The sequence below is a fragment of the Curtobacterium sp. PhB172 genome, from assembly GCF_003752545.1.
Taxonomy (GTDB): Bacteria; Actinomycetota; Actinomycetes; order Actinomycetales; family Microbacteriaceae; genus Curtobacterium.
Genome location: NZ_RKIF01000006.1, coordinates 479,466 through 499,146, shown reverse-complemented (window position 1 = coordinate 499,146; position 19,681 = coordinate 479,466). Strand labels below are relative to the sequence as shown.

The following is a 19,681-nucleotide window of genomic DNA, read 5'->3' as shown; positions in this document are numbered from 1 at the left end:
AAGGCTTGCCTTACCGTTGCAGCATGGCACGGACCCGGCGACAGCCCAGCGAACGCATCCTCATCGCCGGCGGCGTCGAGGACCTGCCGGAGATCCGCCGTCAGCTCGAAGACCTGCCGGAGAACGCGTACGGACAGGTCTTCGTCGAGGTCGCGCTCGACGAGCAGGTCCGCATCCTGCCCGCACCGCCCCGCGTGACCGTGACGTGGCTGGTCCGTAGCGCCCGCACCTCGGCGGTGTCGCCACTCGTCTTCGCCGACCACGGCGAGGCCCTCGCACACGCCCTGACCGGCTGGGCGGCCGAGTGGTGCGTCGCCGACTGCGAGCCGCGCACGAGCGTCTGGATCGGCTGCACCGACAGCCCCTGGGTCGAGCGCGCGCGTTCCGCCGTCCAGATCGAGCTGAGCGACGCCGGCTTCGACACGCTCGTCGGCTGACGGTAAGGGCAGCCTCCGCTTCCTTGCGGCATACAAGAGAAGCGGGCATGGTTGTGTCCATCGGCAGCACCGAACTGGTCAGGACAGGCCCAGCGATCCGGTGTAACCACGACGCAGGAGGTTCAGACATGACCACGACCACCACCAGCACCACGACCACCACGTCCCCGTTCTCGACGACGCCGGAGCTCGCCGCCGGAGTGGCACAGTTCCTCGCCCCCGTCGTGATCGACCTCGAGGCACTCGTCGTCAACGGCAAGCAGGCGCACTGGCACGTCCGTGGCCGCAACTTCGTCGGTGTGCACGAGCTCCTCGACGACATCGTCGAGCACGCCCAGGCCTACGCCGACACCGCGGCGGAGCGCATCGTCGCCCTCGGCCTGCCGGTCGACTCGCGCATCGCGACCGTCGCCGCCAACACGACGCTGCCGCCGCTGTCGCAGGGCTTCCAGAACTCCGACGTCACCATCACCGAGGTCATCGCCCAGATCGACGCGGCCCTGCTGCAGGTCCGTCGCGCCGTCGAGGGTCTCGACGAGGTCGACCTCAACAGCCAGGACGTCGTCATCGAGATCGAGCGCGGTCTGACGAAGGACCGTTGGTTCCTGCAGGCGCACCTCGCCGCCTGAGTCGCGACCACCCCCTGACGGGAGGCCCGGTGCCAGCTGGCACCGGGCCTCCCGTCCGTCTGTCGTCGCGTCTGCTCACCGCGACCCGCGTCGACCCCGTGCGACACTCTCGATGTCGTTCGACAACGACCTCGTCGCCGCTCCGCGTGTGCAACCGTTGCGGGCGCGCAGTTGCGACGTACTCGATGTCGTACGACATCGGCGACGTCGCTGGTTGCGCGCGCAAGCACCCGCCCGTGACCTGTACCCTGCCGGACCTGCGACACCGACGAGATCGCGCGACACACCGCCGGCGCGACGCCGAGGTTCCACGAACCGACGTTCCGGCGCGCGAGATGTGCAGATTTCGGAACCTCGGCGGACGTGAGCGGCGCGCCGTGTCGCGCGTCAGGCGGACGGGCGGACCAGGCCGGCCTCGTACGCCAGCACCACGGCGTGCACCCGGTCGCGCAACTGCAGCTTCGCCAGCACCCGCCCCACGTGGGTCTTGACGGTCTGCTCCGCGATGAACAGGTCGCCCGCGATCTCGCCGTTCGACCGCCCGCGCGCCATGAGCAGGAACACGTCGCGCTCCCGGTCGGTCAGGACGTCGAGCACCTCGGTGCGCGGAGCGGCGGTGACCGGTCCGGCGACGAACGCCTCGACCAGGTGCCGGGTCACGCGCGGCGCGAGCAGTGCCTCGCCCGCGGCCACCGTGCGCACCGCCGCGACGAGCTCGTCGGCGCTCGCGTCCTTGAGCAGGAAGCCGCTCGCCCCGGCCCGCAGGGCGTCGAACACGTAGTCGTCGATGTCGAACGTCGTCAGCATGACCACGCGGACGGGTCGGTCCGTCGGCGCCGCGGTGATCCGTCGGGTCGCCTCGATCCCGTCGAGTTCCGGCATCCGGACGTCCATCAGGATCACATCCGGCTGCAGCCGGATCGCCGCGACCACCGCCTCGGCACCGTTCGCGGCCTCGCCGACGACCTCGACGTCGTCCTGGGCCTGGAGGATCGCCCGCAGTCCCATGCGGAACATCTGCTGGTCGTCCACCACCATCACCCGCGTCATCGGCTTCCCCCGTCGGCTGCCGGTACGCGGACGGGCAGGGTCACCACGACCGTGAAGCCGCCGTCCGCCACGGGGCCGTGCTCGATCGTGCCGTCGAGCGCGGTCACCCGCTCGCGCATCCCGGCCAGGCCGAAGCCACCGTCGTCGGGTGGTGCGGCCGGCACGGTGCCAGCGGGTGGAGCGGTGTTGGCGACCTCGACCCGGAGACGAGAGCCGTGCCTCCTGACCGTCACGACGGTGGACGCGCCGGGCGCGTGCCGGGCGACGTTGCCGAGCGCCTCCTGCACGACCCGGTAGACGGTGAGCTGTGCGAGCCGGGCGACGTCGTCGGCGACGTCGACGTCGAGCTCCACGGGGATGCCGGCGGCGCGCGTGGCCTGCACGAGCGCGGGCAGGTCGGCGAGGTCCGGCTGCGGCGCGCGTTCGGCGGCGGTGTCCCCGCGCAGGGTGCCGAGCAGCTGGCGCATCTCGCGCAGCGCCGTGCGCGAGGTCTCGGCGATCGCGGCGAACTCGGCGCGGGCCTCCTGCGGCAGGTCGGCCACCCGGTACGGGGCCGACTCCGCCTGCATGTGCACGACGGACATGCTGTGCGCGACGACGTCGTGCAGCTCGCGGGCGATCCGGGAGCGCTCCTCGACCGTACGGCGCCGGGCCTGCTCGAGCTCGGCGTCGCGGCGGGCGGCGACGAGCTCCTGGCGGATGCTGCGGCGCTGCCCGATGACGACGGCGGCCGCGGCGACCAGGAGCGTGTCGCCGGCGGACACGACGAAGCTCGTCGCCCACACGGCTGGCTGGTCCCAGCGACCCGGCGTCACGGCGACGAGCAGCAGGGGCAGCACGGCGGCGACGGCCCACACGATCGCGGTCAGCCGCCACGTCGAGCGGACCCCGAGCACGACGAGCAGGACGCTCAGGCCGATGATGCCGGTGACCGGGATCGGCCACGGGCTCGTCTCGACCGGGGCGGTGAGCAGGCCGAGCGCGACGAGTCCGACGAGGTGGGCGGCGGCGGCGGTGCGGGGGACGAACGGGGCGATGCCGATGCTGACCGCGAGCACCGCCGACACGAGCAGGGAGAGCGGGACGGCGACGGCGTAGTACACCGAGGTCACCGGGGCGGCGACGCTGAACAGGGACACCACCGCGACCACGAGTGCGATCCGGGTCGCCAGCGGCAGCCAGGTCGGTCGCGGGCGGAGCAGGGCGGTGGTCACGGTCGGACGATCTCTCCGGTGGGGACGATGCGGGGTGTGGCGGTCGGGGCGTGCGTGACGGGTGTGGTGCTCGCGGTGGGCAGGTCGGTCGCGGGCACGTCGGTCGTGGACACGTCGGTCGTGGACACGTCGGTCGTGGGCACGTCGGTCGTGGGGACGATCGCGGCGGCCACTCGCGCGGCACGGGCGTCGCGCCTGCGGCTGATGCTACCGATGACCCGGTCGACCGCGATGCCGAGGCCGCCCGCGACCACCATCGACACCAGGGCGGCGACGAGCGGCTCGTGCAGCACCTGCGACGCGGCCAGGGCGATCCCGACCGAGGTCGCGGACCACGCCGTCCCGGCGATCGCGCTGATGGCGAGGAAGCGACGGTAGGGCAGCCGCGTCGCGCCGGCGGTCGTGTTCACCGCGACCCGGCCGACGGGGATGTAGCGGCCGACCAAGATCAGGCTCGCGGACCGGCGCTGCATCTGCCGTTCGGCGAACGCGAACGCCGCGGCGATCCGCGGCCGTCGGGACTGCGCCAGGCGGGCGAGTCCGATCCGGCGACCGATCCAGTACGCCACCGAGTCACCCGCGATCGCACCCACGGCAGCGGCCACCAAGACCCCGGCCAGGACGGGCTGGCCGGACGTCGCGGCGATGGCGGCGACGGCGACGAGCGCGGACTCGCTCGGGACCGGCGGGAAGAAGCCGTCGACGAAGCACAGGGCGACGAGCACGACGTAGACGAGCGGACTCGCGGCCAACTCGACGACGAACGGGGTGATCTGGTCGAACACGGCGACGCTCCCTCCGCCGACGGACCTCGTCGACGGGTTCGACGCTACGGAGCGCTGGGAGCGCTGCCATCCCGCCGGGGTCTCGACGACCCCCTACTGCGGTATGACCTTTCCGTCGGTGGTCCCCTCGGGGTCCGACCCGGCCGACGCGGCGGCTGGCACCGCGGACCCGGCCGACGCCGCGGGTGGCTTCGCCGACCCGGCCGATGCGGCCGCGGCTTCGCGGATGCGCCGGACCACGGCCGTCGTGGAGTGCTCGGGGACGTAGTCGACCATGACCACCTCACCGCCGTACCCGCGCACGACCGCCGTCTCGCGGAGCATCTCGGGCGAGTAGTCGCCGCCCTTGACGTAGACCTCGGGGCGCAGCCGTTCGATGAGCGGGATCGGGGTGTCGGTCGCGAACACCGTCACCAGGTCGACGCAGGCCAGGGCGGCGATCACCCCGGCGCGGTCCTCGGCCGGGTTGATCGGGCGTTCCGGTCCCTTCAGCCGCCGCACCGAGTCGTCGTCGTTCAACGCGACGACGAGCAGGTCGCCGAGGTCCCGGGCCTGGCGCAGGTACGTCGTGTGCCCACGGTGCACGACGTCGAAGCAGCCGTTCGTGAACACCACGCGACGACCGACCTGACGGGCCCGTTCGACGGCGACCGCGAGTTCGTCGTGGTCGACGACGGTCGCGGCCGGCGCCGTCACCGAGTCGAGCAACGCGGCGGCGCTGCAGACCGACGTACCGGCCTCGCGGACGACGACGTCGGCGGCGGCCTGTGCCACGGACACGGCATCACGGACGGACGCGTCGACCGCGAGCGCCACGGCCGCGGCGGCGCAGAACGTGTCCCCGGCTCCGGACGCCTGCTGCTCGGAGGCCGGCACCGCACGGGTGCGGAAGCCCTCGTCCGTGTCGGGCTCGAGCAGCACGGTGCCGTCGCGGTCGAGCGTGACGACGGCCGCGCGGGCACCGGTCCTGGCGAGGACGTCGGCCCGTGCGCCCAGGACGGCGGCCACCCGGTCGGCGCCGGTCCCGAGGTCGCGTCCGAGCAGTGCTGCGGCCTCGCCGGCGTTGGGTGTGACGAGGTCGGGTCGCAACGACGCCCAGCGGGGCAGGTCGTGCGCGTCGACGACGATCGACCCCGGGCGGTCGCGGTCGAGCACCGGGACGACGTCCTCGGCACGGACGCCGAGCCCGTAGTCGCAGACGACCGCGGCGTCGACGCAGCGGACGGCTCGGGCGACGGCACGCGCCAGCCGTTCGTTGTGGTCGGCGGTCGGCGTACCGGCCAGGTCGTCGACCCGCACCACGACCCGGTCGCCACCGACCACGCGGGACTTCGTGGTGGTGCGCGCACCGGCGATCTCGACCAGGAACGCGGTGTCGACGCCCGCGGTCTCGAGCCGTGCGCGCAGGACGTCACCAGCCTCGTCGTCGCCGATGAGTCCGACGAGCCGGACCCGGGCGCCGAGCGCGCGGGCGTTCACCGCGGTGTTCGCGGCGCCACCGGGCACCGCGATCGTCTCGGTGACCCGGACGACGGGTGCCGGTGCCTCGCGCGAGACCCGCTCGGCCTCGCCCACGGTCCACCGGTCGAGGATGCAGTCGCCGATCACGACGACGAGCGGTTCGCGGTCGTCGATCGTGGCGACCAGGTCGCGGACGAGGCGGACGTCGACGCTCATCGTGTGCCGCCGGGGGTGCGTGCGGGGGCGGGCTCGAGGTGCACGACCGTGGTGGTGGTCATCTCGTCGAGCAGGTGCGGGCCGTACCCGAAACCCGCTCCGGAGGAACCTCGCGGCTGCGCACTGCCGCCCGGCGCCCCGCCGAACACCGCGTTGACCTTGACGGTGCCGACCGGCAGTTCCGCGGCGGCGCGCAGGGCGTGACCGGTGTCGTTCGTCAGGACGGTGGCGGCGAGGCCGTACCGGTCGGCGGCCGCGAGCCGGAGCCCCTCGTCGAAGTCGTCGACGACGCGGACCGGCGCGATCGGACCGAAGGTCTCCTCGGTCATCACGAGCATGTCGTCGGTGCACCCGGTGAGCACCGTCGCCGGGTAGAACGACCCGACGCCGTCCGGGGTGGCCCCACCGGTCCGCGCCGAGGCACCGCGCTGCAGGGCGTCGTCGACGTGGGACTGCACGGTGCTGCGCAGCCGGTCGTCGACCAGCGGGCCGTAGGTCGTCGCGGGTGCGGCGGTGCGTCGCTCCGCCTCGGCCACGAGGGCGGCGACGAAGGGCTCGGCGACGTCACGGTGCACGTAGACGCGTTCGACGCTGGTGCAGATCTGCCCGGTGTTCGCGAACGCACCGAGCGCCACCTGGGCGGCGGCCCACTCCGGGTCGACGTCGCCGTCGACGACGACCGCGTCGTTCCCGCCGTTCTCACGGACCACGTGGGCACGCGTCACGACGGCGACCTCCGACAGCCGGTCACCGGTCGCGGTGGACCCGACGTGGGCGTACACATCGATGCCCTCCTGGGCGAGCAACAGCTCGCCGGTCGAGCCGTCCCCGTCCACGCCGACGAGCACGCCGTCGGGCAGGACCTCGGCGAGCAGGGCGTTCAGGCGCGCGATGGTGGCGGGGGACCGCTCGCTGCCCTTGTGCACCACGGTGTTGCCGGTGACGATCGCGGCACCGAGGATGCCGCAGGCCACGGCGACCGGGTCGTTCCACGGCGTCAGGGCGAGCACGACGCCGCGGGGGTGCGGGACGGCCCAGTCGGCGGCCCCGAACTGCCCGCGCAGGGCCTCGCCGCGGTGCACCGGTCCGAGCTCGGCGTACTGCACGAGCGTCCCGACGCCCGCCTCGACCCCACCGAGTGCGTCACCCGGCACCTTGCCGGTCTCGCGGGTGTTCAGGTCGGCGAGCTCCTGGGCGTGCGCGCGCACCTGCTCGGCCGCCGCGTGCAACAGCGCGCCGCGCTCGGCCGGGGCGGTGCGCGCCCAGGGGCCGGCAGCTCCCCGGGCACGGGCGACCGCATCGCGGACCTCGGCTTCGGAGGCACGGGGCACGGTCGACGCGACCGTTCCGTCGACGGGGTCGGTCACCACCAGGTCCGTGGCGGCGTCGGCAGCAGCGGGTGCGATCGTCATGGTGTCCTTCCGGAGGGCTTACGGGGGTCAGACGGTGCTCGGACACCGCTGTGTGCCGACTCGACTCCGCGCTTCGTGTCCATCGGTAGGCCGTCCGCCGCCCGGTGCTGGACGTCCCACCGGCATCCGACCGGTAGACGAGAGGCGTGCAGCAGATCGGTGTGGGCGGAGAACGGTTCGACGGCGTGACCGAGATCGCGGTGCTCCGCGGAGGGGGCCTCGGCGACCTGATGTTCGCCGTGCCGGCCCTCGAGGCCCTCGCCGCCGCCTACCCGGACGCGCGCACCACGCTCCTCGGCACGCCCGCCGCGGCAGCGGTCCTGGGCGGCCGGAACGACGCCGTGCACGCCTTCGAGGAGCTCCCGGTCGCACCGGGTGTCCGCGACGCCGGCGACGACGCTCCTGATGCCGAGGACTTCTTCGCGCGGCTGTCCGGCCGGTTCGACCTCGCGGTGCAGCTGCACGGTGGGGGCCGCAACTCGAACCCGTTCCTGCTCCGGCTCGGCGCCCGGCACACCGTCGGCACCGCGACCGAGGACGCCGAGGTCCTCGAGCGCTGGGTGCGCTACGTGTACTACCAGCACGAGGTCCTGCGTGCCCTCGAGGTCGTGTCGCTCGCGGGTGCCGCCCCCGTCACGCTCGACCCGCGGGTGCGCGTGTCCGACGACGAGCGGGCGGCGGTCCGCGAGCGGCTCGGCGTCGCCGCGGACGGCGCCCGGCTCCTGGCGATCCACCCCGGAGCGACGGACCCGCGCCGCCGATGGAGCCCCTCGCGCTTCGCCGAGGTCGCCCGTGTCCGGCTCGCCGCCGGGGACGACGTGGTGCTCGTCGGCGACGCGTCCGACGTGCCGGCGTCGACCGCCATCGTCGACGCGCTCCCCGCCGACCTCGCCGGAGGCGTCCACGACCTGACCGGTGCCGTGCCGCTCCGCGAGCTCCCCGCCGTGCTCGCCGCCGCCGACGTCATGGTCGGCGACGACTCCGGTCCGCGGCACCTGGCGGTCGCCGTCGGGACGCCCACCGTCGGCGTGTTCTGGTTCGGCAACGTCGTCAACGCCGGACCGTTCGACCGCGGGCGCCACCGCGTGCACCTGTCCTGCGTCACGCGCTGCCCGGTCTGCGGGATCGACGTCACGCAGGTGGGGTGGACGGCCGAGCGCTGCGCGCACGACCCGTCCTACGTCGACGAGGTTCACCCGCAGCTGGTCCTCGACGACGTCGCCGACCTGCTCCGCACCGTCTGACAGCACCGTCTGACCGCACCGTGCGCACGTCGCCACCCCGTGCGCGATTGACCGCTGCGTGCGGCGCCACAGGCGCGCACGACGCCGTCAACCCCGCACCAGACGACGCAAGCCGCACCGTGCGCACGTCCCCACCCCGTGCGCGGTTGACCGCTGCGTGCGGCGCTGCAAGCGCGCACCACGCCGTCAACCCCGCACCAGACGACGCAAGCCGCACCGTGCAGGCAACGTGACAAGACCGCCGGACGGGAGGCCCGGCGCACGACCGGCACCGCGCCTCCCGGCCGCACCGAGGCGACGACCAACGCGCCAGGCAACGGCGCGGCGCGCAGCGAGCGCCTACGGCCAGCTCGGCTCCGTCGCGGGCATGATCGACACCTCCCGGATCTCGCAGCCGGCCGGCTGCGACAGGGCGAAGAGGATCGCGTTCGCGACGTACTCCGGCTCGATGAGCTGCGCGTCCGGACCCGGCTTGTACTGCTCGGTGCGGTCGGCGAAGAAGTTCGTGCGCATGCCGGCCGGGATCACGTTGGTGACACCGATGCGGCCGGCGGTCTCGGCGGCCAGGGCCTGCGAGAAGCCGCGGACGCCGAACTTCGAGGCCGAGTAGGCGGTGCCGTCGCCGACGCCGCGCAGGGCGAGCGAGGACGAGATCGTGACCACACGTCCGTGCGCTGCCTCGAGGGCGGGCAGTGCGGCGCGGACGACCGAGGCGGTGCCGATGAGGTTGACCGCGACGATCTTCTCCCAGTTGCCGGAGGAGATCGCGTCGATCGGTGCCGGGGTGTCGATCCCCGCGGCGGTCACGACCGCGTCGAGTCCGTCGTGACGCTCGGCCGCCTGGCGGACCGCCTGCTCGACCGCGTCGGTGTCCGACACGTCGACGGCCACGGCGTCGATGCCCTCGGACACCGCGTCGACGCGCAGGTCGAGGACGATCGGGGTGCCGCCGGCCTCGACGACCGCGGCGACGACCGCTGCGCCGAGTCCGGAGGCGCCGCCGGTGACGAGGACGCGGCCGATGGGGGTGGTGGGGACGGGCATGGACTTCCTTCCGTAGGGGCGTGGATCCGTCGGGCTCAGCCGACGTGTTCGAGGGCCGCGGCGAGCCGGGTCGTCGAGCGGCCGGGGTGGAACGGGACGGTGACGACGCGTCCGCCCCACTCGGCGAGGGTCGCGGCCTCGGGCAGCTCACTCGCGGTGTAGTCGCCGCCCTTCGCCCAGACGTCCGGGCGGAACCGGCGGAGTGCCTCGTCGGGGGTGTGCTCGTCGAACACCACGACGGCGTCGACGCAGTCCAGGGCGAGCAGCAGTTCGACGCGGTCGTCCTGGGTCATGATCGGCCGGTCCGGACCCTTGAGCGCCCGGACCGAGGTGTCCGAGTTGAGGCACACGACCAGGCAGTCGCCGAGTGCCCGCGCGGCCGACAGGGTGCGGGCGTGCCCGGCGTGCAGCAGGTCGAAGCAGCCGCCGGTCGCGACGACGGTGCCGCCGGCGCTCCGGACCTCGTGCACGGTGCGCAGCGCGTCGTGGTCGGCTCCGGACACCCGGAGCGGCGCGGGGCCGTCGTCGGCGAAGAGCGCGGTGACGCCACCGGCAGCCAGGTACTCGGAGGCCGCGACCACGCCGGCGGCGACGGCGGCGGGGACGTCCGCTCCACCGGCCAGCGCCACGGCGACACCGGCCGCCAACCGGTCGCCGGCGCCGCACGGGTCCCCGGCGGTGACGGAGGGCGCTGGCACGAAGCGGCTGTCCGAACGGTCGTCGGCGAGGAGTGCTCCGCGGTCGCCGAGCGTCACCGCGACGGCGCCGACGCCCCACTGCTCGACGAGGGCCGCGGCGGCCACGGTCGCGAAGGGCACGGTCGCGACGGGCACGCCGTGGCCGTCGACGTCGGTGAACCGGCGTGCCTCGGCGGCGTTCGGGGTGGCCACGGTGATGCCGGGAACGGGTGCGGCGCCCTTCGGGTGCGGGTCCCAGACCACGGGGGTGTGCTCGGCGACGCGTGCGAGGGCCTCCCGCAGCGCCGGAGCGGCGGCGACCCCGCGGCCGTAGTCTGCGACGACGATCGCGTCGGCGCCGTCGAGGGCGGCCGTCATGGCGTCGGTGGCCTCGGGCACGGGCGGGGTCGCACAGCCCTCGTCGATGCGGACGAGCGCGTGGTCGACGACGCGCACGCGGGTCTTCACCGGCGTCGGCGCACCGGAGGGCCCGGCGACCACGGTGACGTCGGGGAGCAGGTCGCGGAGCTCCTGCGCGCGGGCGTCGTTTCCCAGGACGGTGACCAGGGTGACGTCGTGTCCGTCACGCACCAGCATCGTGGCGACGAGACCGGCACCCCCGGCGCGGCGGTCGTCGGTCGTGACGTCGACGACGGGCACGGGTGCATCCGGGCTGAGCCGATCGCTGGTGCCGGCCACGTCGACGTCGAGCAACGTGTCGCCGACGACGACGATCCGCAGGCGACGACCCTCCGCGCGGTGGGGCCCGGCCGGTCGCTGCGCGGCCGGTCGCTGCGGCGTCATCGCCGTACCCCGCGGCGCAGTGCGGGCTCCATCGCCCGGCACAGGGCGTGCACGAGCACGAGCTGCGCCTCCTGCACGTTGGCGGGCAGCCCCGCGATGCAGATCGCGTCGTCCACGGCCTCGGCCAGGGGGTTCGGCCGGGGCCCGGTCATCGCGATCGTCCGGGCACCGACGGCGCGGGCGGCCTCGGCGGCGCGGAGCAGGTTCGGGCTCCTGCCGCTGGTCGACAGCAGCACGACGACGTCACCCGCCCGGGCGTGCGCCGACACCTGTCGGGCGAAGACCTGGTCGAAGCCGTAGTCGTTGCCGATCGCCGTGACGGCCGAGGTCTCCGCGTGCAGCGAGATCGCGGAGTAGGCGGGGCGGTCGCCGTCGAACCGTCCGGTGAGCTCCGAGGTCAGGTGCTGCGCCTCGGCGGCCGACCCGCCGTTCCCCGCCGCGAGCAGGCGGCGACCAGCCACGAGTCGGGCCGCGATGTCGTCGGCCCAGGCGGCGATGTGGTCGTGGTGGTCGACGAGCGAGGCGATCACGGGGACCGAGGCGGCGACGTGGTCGAGCACGATGCGTGCACTCGCGGTGGTGTGCTCGTCGATGCCGGGCTGCTGGTCGATGGTCATCGGGCGGTCCTCTCGGTCGGCTGTGCGGCAGGCGGGACCCGTCCGGCGTGGGTGGCGGTGCGCGTCGGTGCGCCCGCCGTGGTGGTCGGTGCGGCCACGGCGACGGCACCGGCCAGCAGCCGCTCGTAGACGCGCTCGCTGTCCGCGGCGACCTTCTGCCACGTGTACCGCGACTCCGCGCGTGCACGGCCGGCCCGGCCGAGGGTTCCGCGGCGTTCCGGGTCGTCGAGCAGGGAGCCGACGGCCGCGGCGACCTCGGCCTCGTCGCGCGGCGGGACGTGCAGGCCCGTGCCGTCCTCGACGACGGTGTCGATGAGCCCACCGACACTCGACGCGACGACGGGTCGACCGCAGGCCATCGCCTCGAGCGGGACGATGCCGAACGGCTCGTACCAGGGTGCGCAGACCACGACGTCGGCGCTCCGGTACACGGCGGGCATCTCGTGTTGTCCCAGCTGTCCGCGGAAGGTCACGTGGTCACGGACCCCGAGGGATCGGGCGAGCGCGTCGAGCCGCTGGTACTCGGGGTCGTCCACCAGGTCGGCCCCGGCGACGCCGGCACCGCCGACGACCACGAGTTCGACGTCGCGCCCCTCGGCGACCAGGGCGGCGAGGGCGGCGATGGTCGTGCCGACGCCCTTGCGCCGGACCAGCCGCGACACGGTGAGCACCCGCTGCGGACGGTCGCGCTCCTCGACGGGCCCGTCGGGGCGGAACAGCGCCACGTCGACGCCGCACGGCACGACGGAGATGCGCTGCAGGGGGACGCCGAGGGCCTTGAGCTCGAAGGCCTCGTCGGAGCACGTGGCGACGACCTGGTCGGCGCTCCGTCCGACGGCCGGTTCGAGCCACTCACGCTCCGCGGGACTCGTGTCGGCCGAGCCCTGGTGCCGACGCTTCACGACGCCGAGCGCGTGGAAGGTCTGCGCGACGGCGATGCGGGTGCCGCCGGTCCGGGCCTGCACCTGCGCGACGGCGTCGAGTGCCGCGTGCCCGGACATCCAGAAGTGGGCGTGCACGACGTCGGGCCGGTCCACGAACCACTCCGCGGCGAGCACCGACGCGAACGTCCCCATGAAGGGGAACAGCTCGTCCTTCGGCACGTGCCGTGCCGGACCGGCGTCCACGTGCACGACGTCGACCCCCGGACGCAGCGGCACCCGGACTGGCGCTGATGCGTCGTCGCGCCGGGTGTAGACGGTCACCTGGTGCCCGCGGTCCGCGAGCGCCCCGGACAGTTCGGCCACGTGGACGTTCTGTCCACCAGCGTCGACGCCGCCGAGCACGGCGAGCGGGCTCGCGTGCTCCGACACCATCGCGATCTTCATCGGAGGCTCCCCTCGAACGCGGCGCCAGCGGCACGGTCGCGTCCGGTGCCGCGGGTCACGGCGTCGTCGAGCAGGTCGTCCCAGTCGGCGGTGAAGCGGCCGAGCGCGTGCCGAGCGAGCACGGCCTCTCGCGCCACGGCACCCCGTCGGCGCGCCTCGTCGGGGTCCTCGACGAGGATCCGGGAGGCCCGCACCAGCTCCTCGACGTCGGTCGCGATCGCGCCGGCCTCGCCCGGCACCGTGCGGGCCGCGTCCGTCGTCGCGAGCACCAGGACCGGCATCGCCAGGTGCATCGCCTCGAGGAGTGACAGGCCGAGCGAGGTCCACCGGTTCGGGTGGACGTACGCGCGGCGTTCGGCGAGTGCCGTGTGCATCGGGTCCGAGGGCACGTCACCGCGGGCGACCACGGCGTCGCCGAAGCCGAGCTCCGGCAGCCGTTCGGTGCCCATGCCCCAGACGTCGACGGGGGCCACGGTCGCGAAGCGGGGGAGCAGGTCGGTGCCGACGACGCGGTCCCGACGGACGGGTTCGTTGATGACGACGCCGAGGCGGTCGAGCGAGCCGGTGTAGCGCGGGCCGGGGTCGACGACGCCGTGTTCGACGACCGTGGTGCGCGTGGTGCCGCAGTCCCACATGAGCGCGTTCCAGTGCGTGACGTGCGCGATGGTCAGGTCGTCGCGGTCGCGGAACGGGTGGAGGCTGTCCGGCACGTCGACGCGGGGCGCGTTGTGCTCGACGAAGACGATCGGCACGTCGCGGCCGGCGAGCAGGCGCTTCGCCGCGTCGAGCTCCTCGGTGCGTTGCAGGACGACCACGTCGACCTCGGCGTCGGCGACGTCGGCGGGGTCGATCTCGATCGCGGACGCCGGCCAGGCGCGCCCACCACGTCCCAGGCCCCAGGCGTCGCGCACCGGCGTGGTGGGGATCAGGTACTCGTGCGGGCCGCGGACGAACGCGTCCATCCAGCCGCCGTGCACGTGCCAGACGAGGATGCGCATGCGGAGCCTTTCGGTCGGTCGGGCACGAGCAGAAGGGGGAGCAGTGGCGGACGCTACGCAGCACCTTCTGGCGCGCTCCGCAGACTTCTCGGTTCCATCCGCGAAGCGCGGTCGAGCAGTCGATCGTGGGCCGCGAGCACGTCCTCGATGCGCACCGTGGACAGGCACGGGTGGCCGGAGACGGGGCACTCTCGGGCCCGGCTGAGCCGGCACGGCGCGGCCTGGTCCCCGAGCAGTTCGACCAGCGGTGCGTACGGCGCCCACCGGACGGCAGAGACGACGGGCGAGAAGAGGCTGACGATCGGTGCGCCGACCGCCGCGGCGAGGTGCGCGGGCCCGGTGTTGCCGACGACGACGACCTCGGCACCGGCCAGGACCGCGGCGAGCTCGGCGGGCGTGGTCCGACCGCCGAGGTCGATGCCGGTGGCGCCGGCGACGGCCGCGGTGAGGTCGCGTTCCCCGGAGGAGCCGGTGACGACGACGGGCACGCCACGCTCGGCGTAGGCGGCGACGAGCTCCCGGTGGTGCGACGCCGGCCACGACCGGGCGGGGACGCTGGCGCCGGGGTGCACGACCACGTACCGTCCCAGCCCGGCCACGGACCGGGGTGCGACGGCGTCGTGACGCACCACGAGCCTCCCGTCCTCCTCCGGCGGCAGCCGGAACCCGGCCGCGTCGGCGATCCGGAGCGCGCGCTCGGGCTCGGGGACGTCCTCGGGCAGGTCCTCGCCGGGTCGCAGGCGGACGTCGAGGAGCGACCCCGGGTGGTCGACCGAGGCCCCGGAGACGCGGGGGACACCGGTGAGGCGGAGGAGCAGCGCCAGGGGCAGCGGCGACTGGTGGAACGAGGTGAGGACGACCGCTTCGTCGGGTCGTTCCTCGGCGACGAGCGCGCGGAACTCGGCCAGCACGGCGTCGTCGATCGGCCGCGCGGTCTCGGTGACCCAGGGCGCTGCCCACACCCGGACGCGGTCCACGCCGGGCAGCAGCTCGGCGGCCGGGGCGCCCTGCGGCCCGCACAGCATCGTGACGTGCGAGGCCCCGGCGGCGACGGCGCGGACGGCGGGGCCGGCGACCAGGACGTCGCCGAACGAGTCGAGGCGCGCCACCAGGACGCGGGGACGGCTCACGCCCGGTCCGTCTCGACGGTCGACGGTCCGGCCGCGGCGATCACCAGGTCGACGGCCTCGGCGAGGGTCGCCGCGACGGTCTCGGCGTCGTCGACCTCCTCGGGCCGCGTGCGCGGGGTCGGCACGAGCACGCCCTGCGCCCCTGCGGCCCGCGCCGCCTGCACGTCGGCGCCGATGTCGCCGACCAGCACGAGCGCCTCCGGCGGGACCCCGAGTCGCTCGGCGGCGTCGAGGACCATGCCCGGCCGCGGCTTCCGGCAGGCGCAGTCGTCGCCGGCGTCGTGCGGGCAGACGCACCAGACGTCGAACGGTCCGACGAGCGCGTCCACGCGGGCGTTCGTCGCGTCGACCTGCTCGCGCGTCGCCAGGCCCTTCGCGACCACGGACTGGTTCGTGACCACGCCGAGCAACAACCCGGCTGCACGAGCCCGCTCCACGGCGCGACGGGCACCGGGGACGGGCACCACCAGGCGCGGGTCGGCGTTGTACGGGACGTCCACGACGAGGGTGTCGTCGCGGTCGAAGAGCAGGCCGCGGATCGCGCGGTCCGGTGCGAGGGGCATGGCACCGGAGTACCGGTCGGCGGCCGCGTGCCGGTTCAGGACAGCCGGGGAACGCGCCCGCTGCCCACGCCACCAGCGGGCACCGCCTACCGTCGCGCCCGTGACCGCACTCGAGACCCTGCCCGCCGCCGACGGACGCCCGGAACTCGTCGTCCTCCGCGCCATCAAGCTCGGCGACCTCCTGGTCGCCGTCCCCGCGCTCCGCGCCCTGCGACGGGCCTTCCCCGACCACCGCATCACCCTCGCGACCACCGCGTGGCTGGCACCCGTCGTCGAGCTCGTCCCCGCCGTGGACGTCCACCTGGCGCAGCACGGCCTCGACCACCCGATCAACGTCCCCGCCGGCACGGTCGACGTCGCGGTGAACCTGCACGGCGCCGGCCCCGAGTCGTCCGACCTCATCGCTGCCCTGCAGCCCCGTCGGGTCATCGGGCACGCCGACCCGACCCACGGCTACGACGGTCCCGAGTGGCCGACGGACGTGCACGAACGCGACCGCTGGGCGGACCTGCTCACCTGGCACGGCGTCCCCGCCGACGCCGACGACGTGGCCGTCGACCGCCCGGCGGCACCGCCCGTGGTCGCCGACGCCGCGGTCGTCCACGTCGGTGCCTTCCACGGGGCGCGGCACTGGCCCACGGACCGCTTCGCCGACGTGGTGCGCGGACTGCGGGAGCGCGGTGCCGACGTGGTCCTGACGGGAGGCGCGGACGACGTCGTCCGTGCACGTGCCGTCGCGGACGTGGCCGGCCTGGCGCCGGGGGCGGTCCTGGCCGGCTCCCTGGAGCTGCAGGAGTTCGCGGGCGTCATCGCCGCGGCACGGCTCGTCGTCACCGTCGACACGGGTGCGGCGCACCTCGCGACCGCCTACGGGGTGCCGTCGGTGGTGCTCTTCGGCCCGGCGCCGCCGGAGGCCTGGGGACCGCCCGCGTCGGGTCCGCACATCGTCCTCACCGATGCCTCGGTCCGGCGTGGCGACGTCTTCGCCGAGGACCCCGACCCGGCGATCCTGGCGGTCGGCGCGGCCGACGTGCTCGCCGCGGTGGACCGGCTCGACGTGCTCGGGGTGACCGCACAGGCGACCGACCGGTAGCGTCGACCGAGAGCCACCCGGACCCACCGGGCACTCGGAAGGAGTCCTTCGTGTTCGAAGCCGCCAACATCCGTGACTGGATCGGCCTGCCGGTCGTCGACGAGGCCGAGGACAAGGTCGGGACGCTCGAGAGCATCTACTACGACACCGCCACGTCCGAGCCGGCGTTCGGTGCGCTCACGACCGGGATGGTCGGCTTCCAGAAGCTCGTGTTCGTCCCCCTCGTCGGGGCGACCGTCGCGCCGAAGCACCTGCGCGTGACCTTCCCGAAGAAGCTCGTGAAGGACGCACCCTCGATCGCGACCGACGGTGAGCTCGACGCCGCGACCGAGCCCGAGCTGTTCCAGCACTACGGCCTCGAGTACCGCACGGGCAGCGGCGGCGAGCGTCGCCTCGGACGCCGCTGAGGCCGGAACTGCTCCGCATCACCCGCCGACCACTGCGCGCCGCCCTGGCGGTGGTCGGCGCCGTCTGTCTCGTGGCGGCGGGCCTCGGCGGGTCCGTCGGCGCGCCGCCGGCCTCCGCGGCGCCGATGTGGCCGGTGCCGGAGCCGTACCCCCTGACCGCCGACCCCGCCGAGACGCTCGACGCGATCCCACCGGGCAGTGAGTACGTGGCGCTCGGCGACTCCTACTCGGCCGGGTACGGCCTGGGGGACCGCACCGGGCTGCCCTCGAACGCCTGCGTGCAGTCGGCGCGCGACTACCCGCACCGGCTCGCGGCGCAGTTCGGGCTCGACCTGACCGACGTCACCTGCTCCGGCGCCACGAGCGACGACGTCACCACGGGCCACCAGTTCAAGGGCGTCCCGCCCCAGATCCAGTCGTTGTCCGACCGCACCCGACTGGTGACCCTGACGATCGGCGGCAACGATGCGGACCTGTTCGGCACGGCGGCCTCGTGCTTGGCGATCTCCGCGGACGGCCCGGTGTTCTCGGGTCGCGACGCCCCGTCGTGCGAGAGCACCCTGGTGCACGACGGTGTCGACCAGCTCGCCGTGAAGATCCAGTCGCGCGTGGCCCTCGGCATCGCCGACACCCTGGGCGCCGTGCAGCGGGCCGCCCCGAACGCCGTCGTCGTGTTCCTCGGCTACCCGGCGATCTTCCCGGACGCCGAGGACACCCCCGCGAAGGGCTGCTTCCGGTCCGCACTCGACCTCGGCACCCTGGCGGGCTCGTTCCCGTCGGACACCTACCCCTTCACGGACACCGACGTCGAGTACCTGCACGGTGTCCAGGACGAACTCAACGAGGTCTCCCGATCCGCTGCCGCTGCCGCCGGGGTCCGGTTCGTCGACGTCTTCGCGAGCACGCAGGACCACTCGCCGTGCGCCGCGTCGAAGCGCTACGTGGCCGGGGTGACGCTCACCGGTTCCGGTGACCTGCGGAAGATCGACCTGAAGGCTGGGGCCCTGCACCCGAACGAGCGCGGCGTCACGTACCTGACCGCGCGGATGGCCGCCGCGATCCGCGCCCTCGCCGGCTGATCCCACCGGCGGTCTCGGTCGCCGTGGCCGCTCGGCTGTCCGCGTGCGCCGCCGGCGGGACCACGCAGACCGGGGCTGCCGTCTCGCGGACGACGTCGTGGAGCAGCGAGCCCGAGAGTGCGCGCACGTGGCCGCGGCCGAGCACCACCAGCGACGCGCGGCGGGTGTGCGACGCGATCGCGTGCCCCGGGTGGCCCTCGACCAGCAGCGGACGGATGCGGAGTGACGGGTACCGCGCGGCCAGCACGGACGTCACCCGCTGCAGCAGCTCGGCGTTGCTGGTGCGCCACCGGAGTGGGTCCTCGGCGAAGTCGGTCAGCCCGGTCCGGGTGAGCACGGGCATCTCCCACGCACGCAGGAGCGTCAGCCGTCGGTTCCGCCGGACGGCCTCGTCGACGGCGATCGACACCGCACGTTCGTCGATCGGGTCCTCCACCGCGAGCACCACGTCACCGTCGATCGGGTGCGGACCCTCCGGCACGACCACGGTCGGGACGGCAGCACGCTCGGCGACCCGCGCCGGGTCACCGCCGGCCGTCGATCCGCGCCGGTGGCGGAAGCTCCCGATCACGAGCAGGTCACCGCCGTCCGACTCCTCGACCAGGGCTGCGGCGAACGGGCCCGCGTGCCGGTGCACCTCGACCGCCACACCGGGCAGGGCCGTCCGCGCAGCCTCGGCGAGCTGATCGGCGACCGGCGTCCGACCCTCCAGCGCGTGGTCGGCGCCGATGATCCGCAGCCGCTCGACACCGGCACCGGCGCGGGCCACGATCCACCGCAGGGCCTCGTCGTGGGGCATCGCCGCATCGGCGGCCAACGTCACCGTCGTCCATCGCTCGTCCATCCCGATCGGCCTCCTCCGTCGCAGGCTTCGGGGGCGTCACCTGGCGCTCCGTGCGCCACACGGTACTCCGGACGGGGGCGGTGGAACCGGCCGTGCGCGGCGGTGACCGCGGGCGGCGGACGTGGGCCGGGCCTCCCGTCCGACGCCGCGTAGTCTCGCGGGCGTGGTGGTGAGCGCCGGACTGTTGCTGCACCGGACCGGTCCGGCCGGGCCGGAGGTCTTCGTCGCGCACATGGGCGGGCCGTTCTGGCGGAACCGGCCACGTGCCTGGTCGATCCCGAAGGGACTCGTCGAACCCGACGAGGACCCGCTCGCGACGGCCCTGCGTGAGTTCGGTGAGGAGACCGGGGTCCCCGCGCCCGTGGCCGCCGACGACGTCACGGACCTGGGCGAGTTCCGGCAGGCCTCGGGCAAGCGCGTGCGGGTGTTCGCCGCGCCGGCCCCGGGGTTCGAGGTCGCCGTCGTGCGGAGCAACACCGTCCGGCTCGAGCTGCCACGTGGCTCGGGACGGTTCGTCGACGTGCCGGAGGTCGACGACGCCCGGTGGGTGCCGGTCGCCGAGGCGCGAGAGATGCTCGTCGCGGGCCAGGTCGCCGCGGTGGACGCGCTGCTCGTGCTGCTCGATGGACCCGCCTGAGTCACGATGTGG

General features: G+C 74.4%; 20 protein-coding genes. 7 read left to right on the top strand and 13 right to left on the bottom strand.

The window, feature by feature from the left end; genetic code table 11:
- The first annotated feature begins 23 nt into the window (after nucleotides 1–23).
- Together EDF42_RS06645 and EDF42_RS06640 are read left to right on the top strand one after the other, a co-directional pair.
- Nucleotides 24–437 carry an SIP domain-containing protein gene (locus EDF42_RS06645; protein WP_123671798.1) on the top strand — a complete coding sequence of 138 codons (414 nt, stop codon included), beginning with the start codon at nucleotides 24–26 and terminating at the stop codon, nucleotides 435–437.
- A gap of 128 nt (nucleotides 438–565) precedes the next feature.
- Nucleotides 566–1,066: a Dps family protein gene (locus EDF42_RS06640; RefSeq protein ID WP_111084072.1), complete on the top strand. Its 501-nt coding sequence runs from the start codon at nucleotides 566–568 to the stop codon at nucleotides 1,064–1,066.
- A gap of 387 nt (nucleotides 1,067–1,453) precedes the next feature.
- Here EDF42_RS06640 and EDF42_RS06635 read toward each other — a convergent pair whose 3' ends face one another.
- The 5 genes from EDF42_RS06635 to EDF42_RS06615 all read right to left on the bottom strand — a co-directional run bounded on the left by EDF42_RS06635 (nucleotide 1,454) and on the right by EDF42_RS06615 (nucleotide 7,204).
- Entirely contained in the window at nucleotides 1,454–2,116 is a 663-nt protein-coding gene (locus EDF42_RS06635) for a response regulator transcription factor (protein ID WP_123292794.1), read from the bottom strand.
- Nucleotides 2,113–3,330 (bottom strand): sensor histidine kinase, encoded by a 1,218-nt coding sequence (locus EDF42_RS06630; protein WP_123671797.1) that lies wholly within the window; start codon nucleotides 3,328–3,330, stop codon nucleotides 2,113–2,115. The genes EDF42_RS06635 and EDF42_RS06630 overlap by 4 nt, the downstream gene beginning before the upstream one ends.
- The gene (locus tag EDF42_RS06625) at nucleotides 3,327–4,115 is read right to left on the bottom strand and encodes a DedA family protein (RefSeq protein WP_123671796.1); all 789 of its coding nucleotides are present in this window, start codon (nucleotides 4,113–4,115) and stop codon (nucleotides 3,327–3,329) included. The genes EDF42_RS06630 and EDF42_RS06625 overlap by 4 nt, the downstream gene beginning before the upstream one ends.
- Nucleotides 4,116–4,208: 93 nt before the next feature.
- The gene (gene rfaE2 / locus EDF42_RS06620; RefSeq protein WP_123671795.1) at nucleotides 4,209–5,792 is read right to left on the bottom strand and encodes a D-glycero-beta-D-manno-heptose 1-phosphate adenylyltransferase; all 1,584 of its coding nucleotides are present in this window, start codon (nucleotides 5,790–5,792) and stop codon (nucleotides 4,209–4,211) included.
- A complete protein-coding gene (locus EDF42_RS06615; RefSeq protein WP_123671794.1) occupies nucleotides 5,789–7,204 on the bottom strand; it encodes an aldehyde dehydrogenase in 1,416 nt (471 codons plus the stop codon). Before EDF42_RS06615 ends, rfaE2 begins: the two co-directional genes overlap by 4 nt.
- Nucleotides 7,205–7,350: 146 nt before the next feature.
- Between EDF42_RS06615 and EDF42_RS06610 the strand changes: the two genes are divergently transcribed.
- Nucleotides 7,351–8,448, top strand: coding sequence for a glycosyltransferase family 9 protein (locus tag EDF42_RS06610; protein WP_123671793.1), 1,098 nt, complete (start codon nucleotides 7,351–7,353; stop codon nucleotides 8,446–8,448).
- Between the two features lie 339 nt (nucleotides 8,449–8,787).
- Here EDF42_RS06610 and EDF42_RS06605 read toward each other — a convergent pair whose 3' ends face one another.
- From EDF42_RS06605 to EDF42_RS06575, 7 genes are read right to left on the bottom strand one after another with little or no spacing between them, the layout of a single operon-like run.
- Nucleotides 8,788–9,492: an SDR family oxidoreductase gene (locus EDF42_RS06605; RefSeq protein ID WP_123671792.1), complete on the bottom strand. Its 705-nt coding sequence runs from the start codon at nucleotides 9,490–9,492 to the stop codon at nucleotides 8,788–8,790.
- Between the two features lie 35 nt (nucleotides 9,493–9,527).
- A complete protein-coding gene (locus EDF42_RS06600) occupies nucleotides 9,528–10,910 on the bottom strand; it encodes a PfkB family carbohydrate kinase (RefSeq protein WP_123671878.1) in 1,383 nt (460 codons plus the stop codon).
- Nucleotides 10,911–10,969: 59 nt separating this feature from the next.
- On the bottom strand, nucleotides 10,970–11,590 hold the full coding sequence (locus tag EDF42_RS06595) for an SIS domain-containing protein (protein WP_123671791.1): 621 nt from the start codon (nucleotides 11,588–11,590) through the stop codon (nucleotides 10,970–10,972).
- Nucleotides 11,587–12,918 carry a glycosyltransferase gene (locus EDF42_RS06590; RefSeq protein WP_123671790.1) on the bottom strand — a complete coding sequence of 444 codons (1,332 nt, stop codon included), beginning with the start codon at nucleotides 12,916–12,918 and terminating at the stop codon, nucleotides 11,587–11,589. Before EDF42_RS06590 ends, EDF42_RS06595 begins: the two co-directional genes overlap by 4 nt.
- Nucleotides 12,915–13,916, bottom strand: a complete 1,002-nt coding sequence (locus EDF42_RS06585; protein ID WP_123671789.1) for a glycosyltransferase — start codon at nucleotides 13,914–13,916, stop codon at nucleotides 12,915–12,917. The genes EDF42_RS06590 and EDF42_RS06585 overlap by 4 nt, the downstream gene beginning before the upstream one ends.
- Before the next feature lie 53 nt (nucleotides 13,917–13,969).
- Nucleotides 13,970–15,046 carry a glycosyltransferase family 9 protein gene (locus EDF42_RS06580; protein ID WP_260235178.1) on the bottom strand — a complete coding sequence of 359 codons (1,077 nt, stop codon included), beginning with the start codon at nucleotides 15,044–15,046 and terminating at the stop codon, nucleotides 13,970–13,972.
- Entirely contained in the window at nucleotides 15,043–15,609 is a 567-nt protein-coding gene (locus EDF42_RS06575; RefSeq protein ID WP_123339612.1) for an HAD family hydrolase, read from the bottom strand. The genes EDF42_RS06580 and EDF42_RS06575 overlap by 4 nt, the downstream gene beginning before the upstream one ends.
- 100 nt (nucleotides 15,610–15,709) lie before the next feature.
- Between EDF42_RS06575 and EDF42_RS06570 the strand changes: the two genes are divergently transcribed.
- The 3 genes from EDF42_RS06570 (at nucleotide 15,710) to EDF42_RS06560 (ending at nucleotide 18,188) form a co-directional block, all read left to right on the top strand.
- A complete protein-coding gene (locus tag EDF42_RS06570; protein ID WP_123339613.1) occupies nucleotides 15,710–16,702 on the top strand; it encodes a glycosyltransferase family 9 protein in 993 nt (330 codons plus the stop codon).
- 50 nt (nucleotides 16,703–16,752) lie between these two features.
- Entirely contained in the window at nucleotides 16,753–17,109 is a 357-nt protein-coding gene (locus tag EDF42_RS06565) for a PRC-barrel domain-containing protein (protein WP_111084060.1), read from the top strand.
- 134 nt (nucleotides 17,110–17,243) lie between these two features.
- Nucleotides 17,244–18,188: an SGNH/GDSL hydrolase family protein gene (locus tag EDF42_RS06560; RefSeq protein WP_185040799.1), complete on the top strand. Its 945-nt coding sequence runs from the start codon at nucleotides 17,244–17,246 to the stop codon at nucleotides 18,186–18,188.
- On the opposite strand, the gene EDF42_RS06555 is transcribed toward EDF42_RS06560, so the two are convergent.
- Nucleotides 18,136–19,032: a universal stress protein gene (locus EDF42_RS06555; RefSeq protein WP_123339615.1), complete on the bottom strand. Its 897-nt coding sequence runs from the start codon at nucleotides 19,030–19,032 to the stop codon at nucleotides 18,136–18,138. The two genes, EDF42_RS06560 and EDF42_RS06555, sit on opposite strands and share 53 nt — an antisense overlap.
- 163 nt (nucleotides 19,033–19,195) lie before the next feature.
- On the opposite strand from EDF42_RS06555, the gene EDF42_RS06550 reads away from it, so the two are divergent.
- Nucleotides 19,196–19,669: an NUDIX domain-containing protein gene (locus EDF42_RS06550; RefSeq protein ID WP_260235176.1), complete on the top strand. Its 474-nt coding sequence runs from the start codon at nucleotides 19,196–19,198 to the stop codon at nucleotides 19,667–19,669.
- The last annotated feature ends 12 nt before the right edge of the window (nucleotides 19,670–19,681 follow it).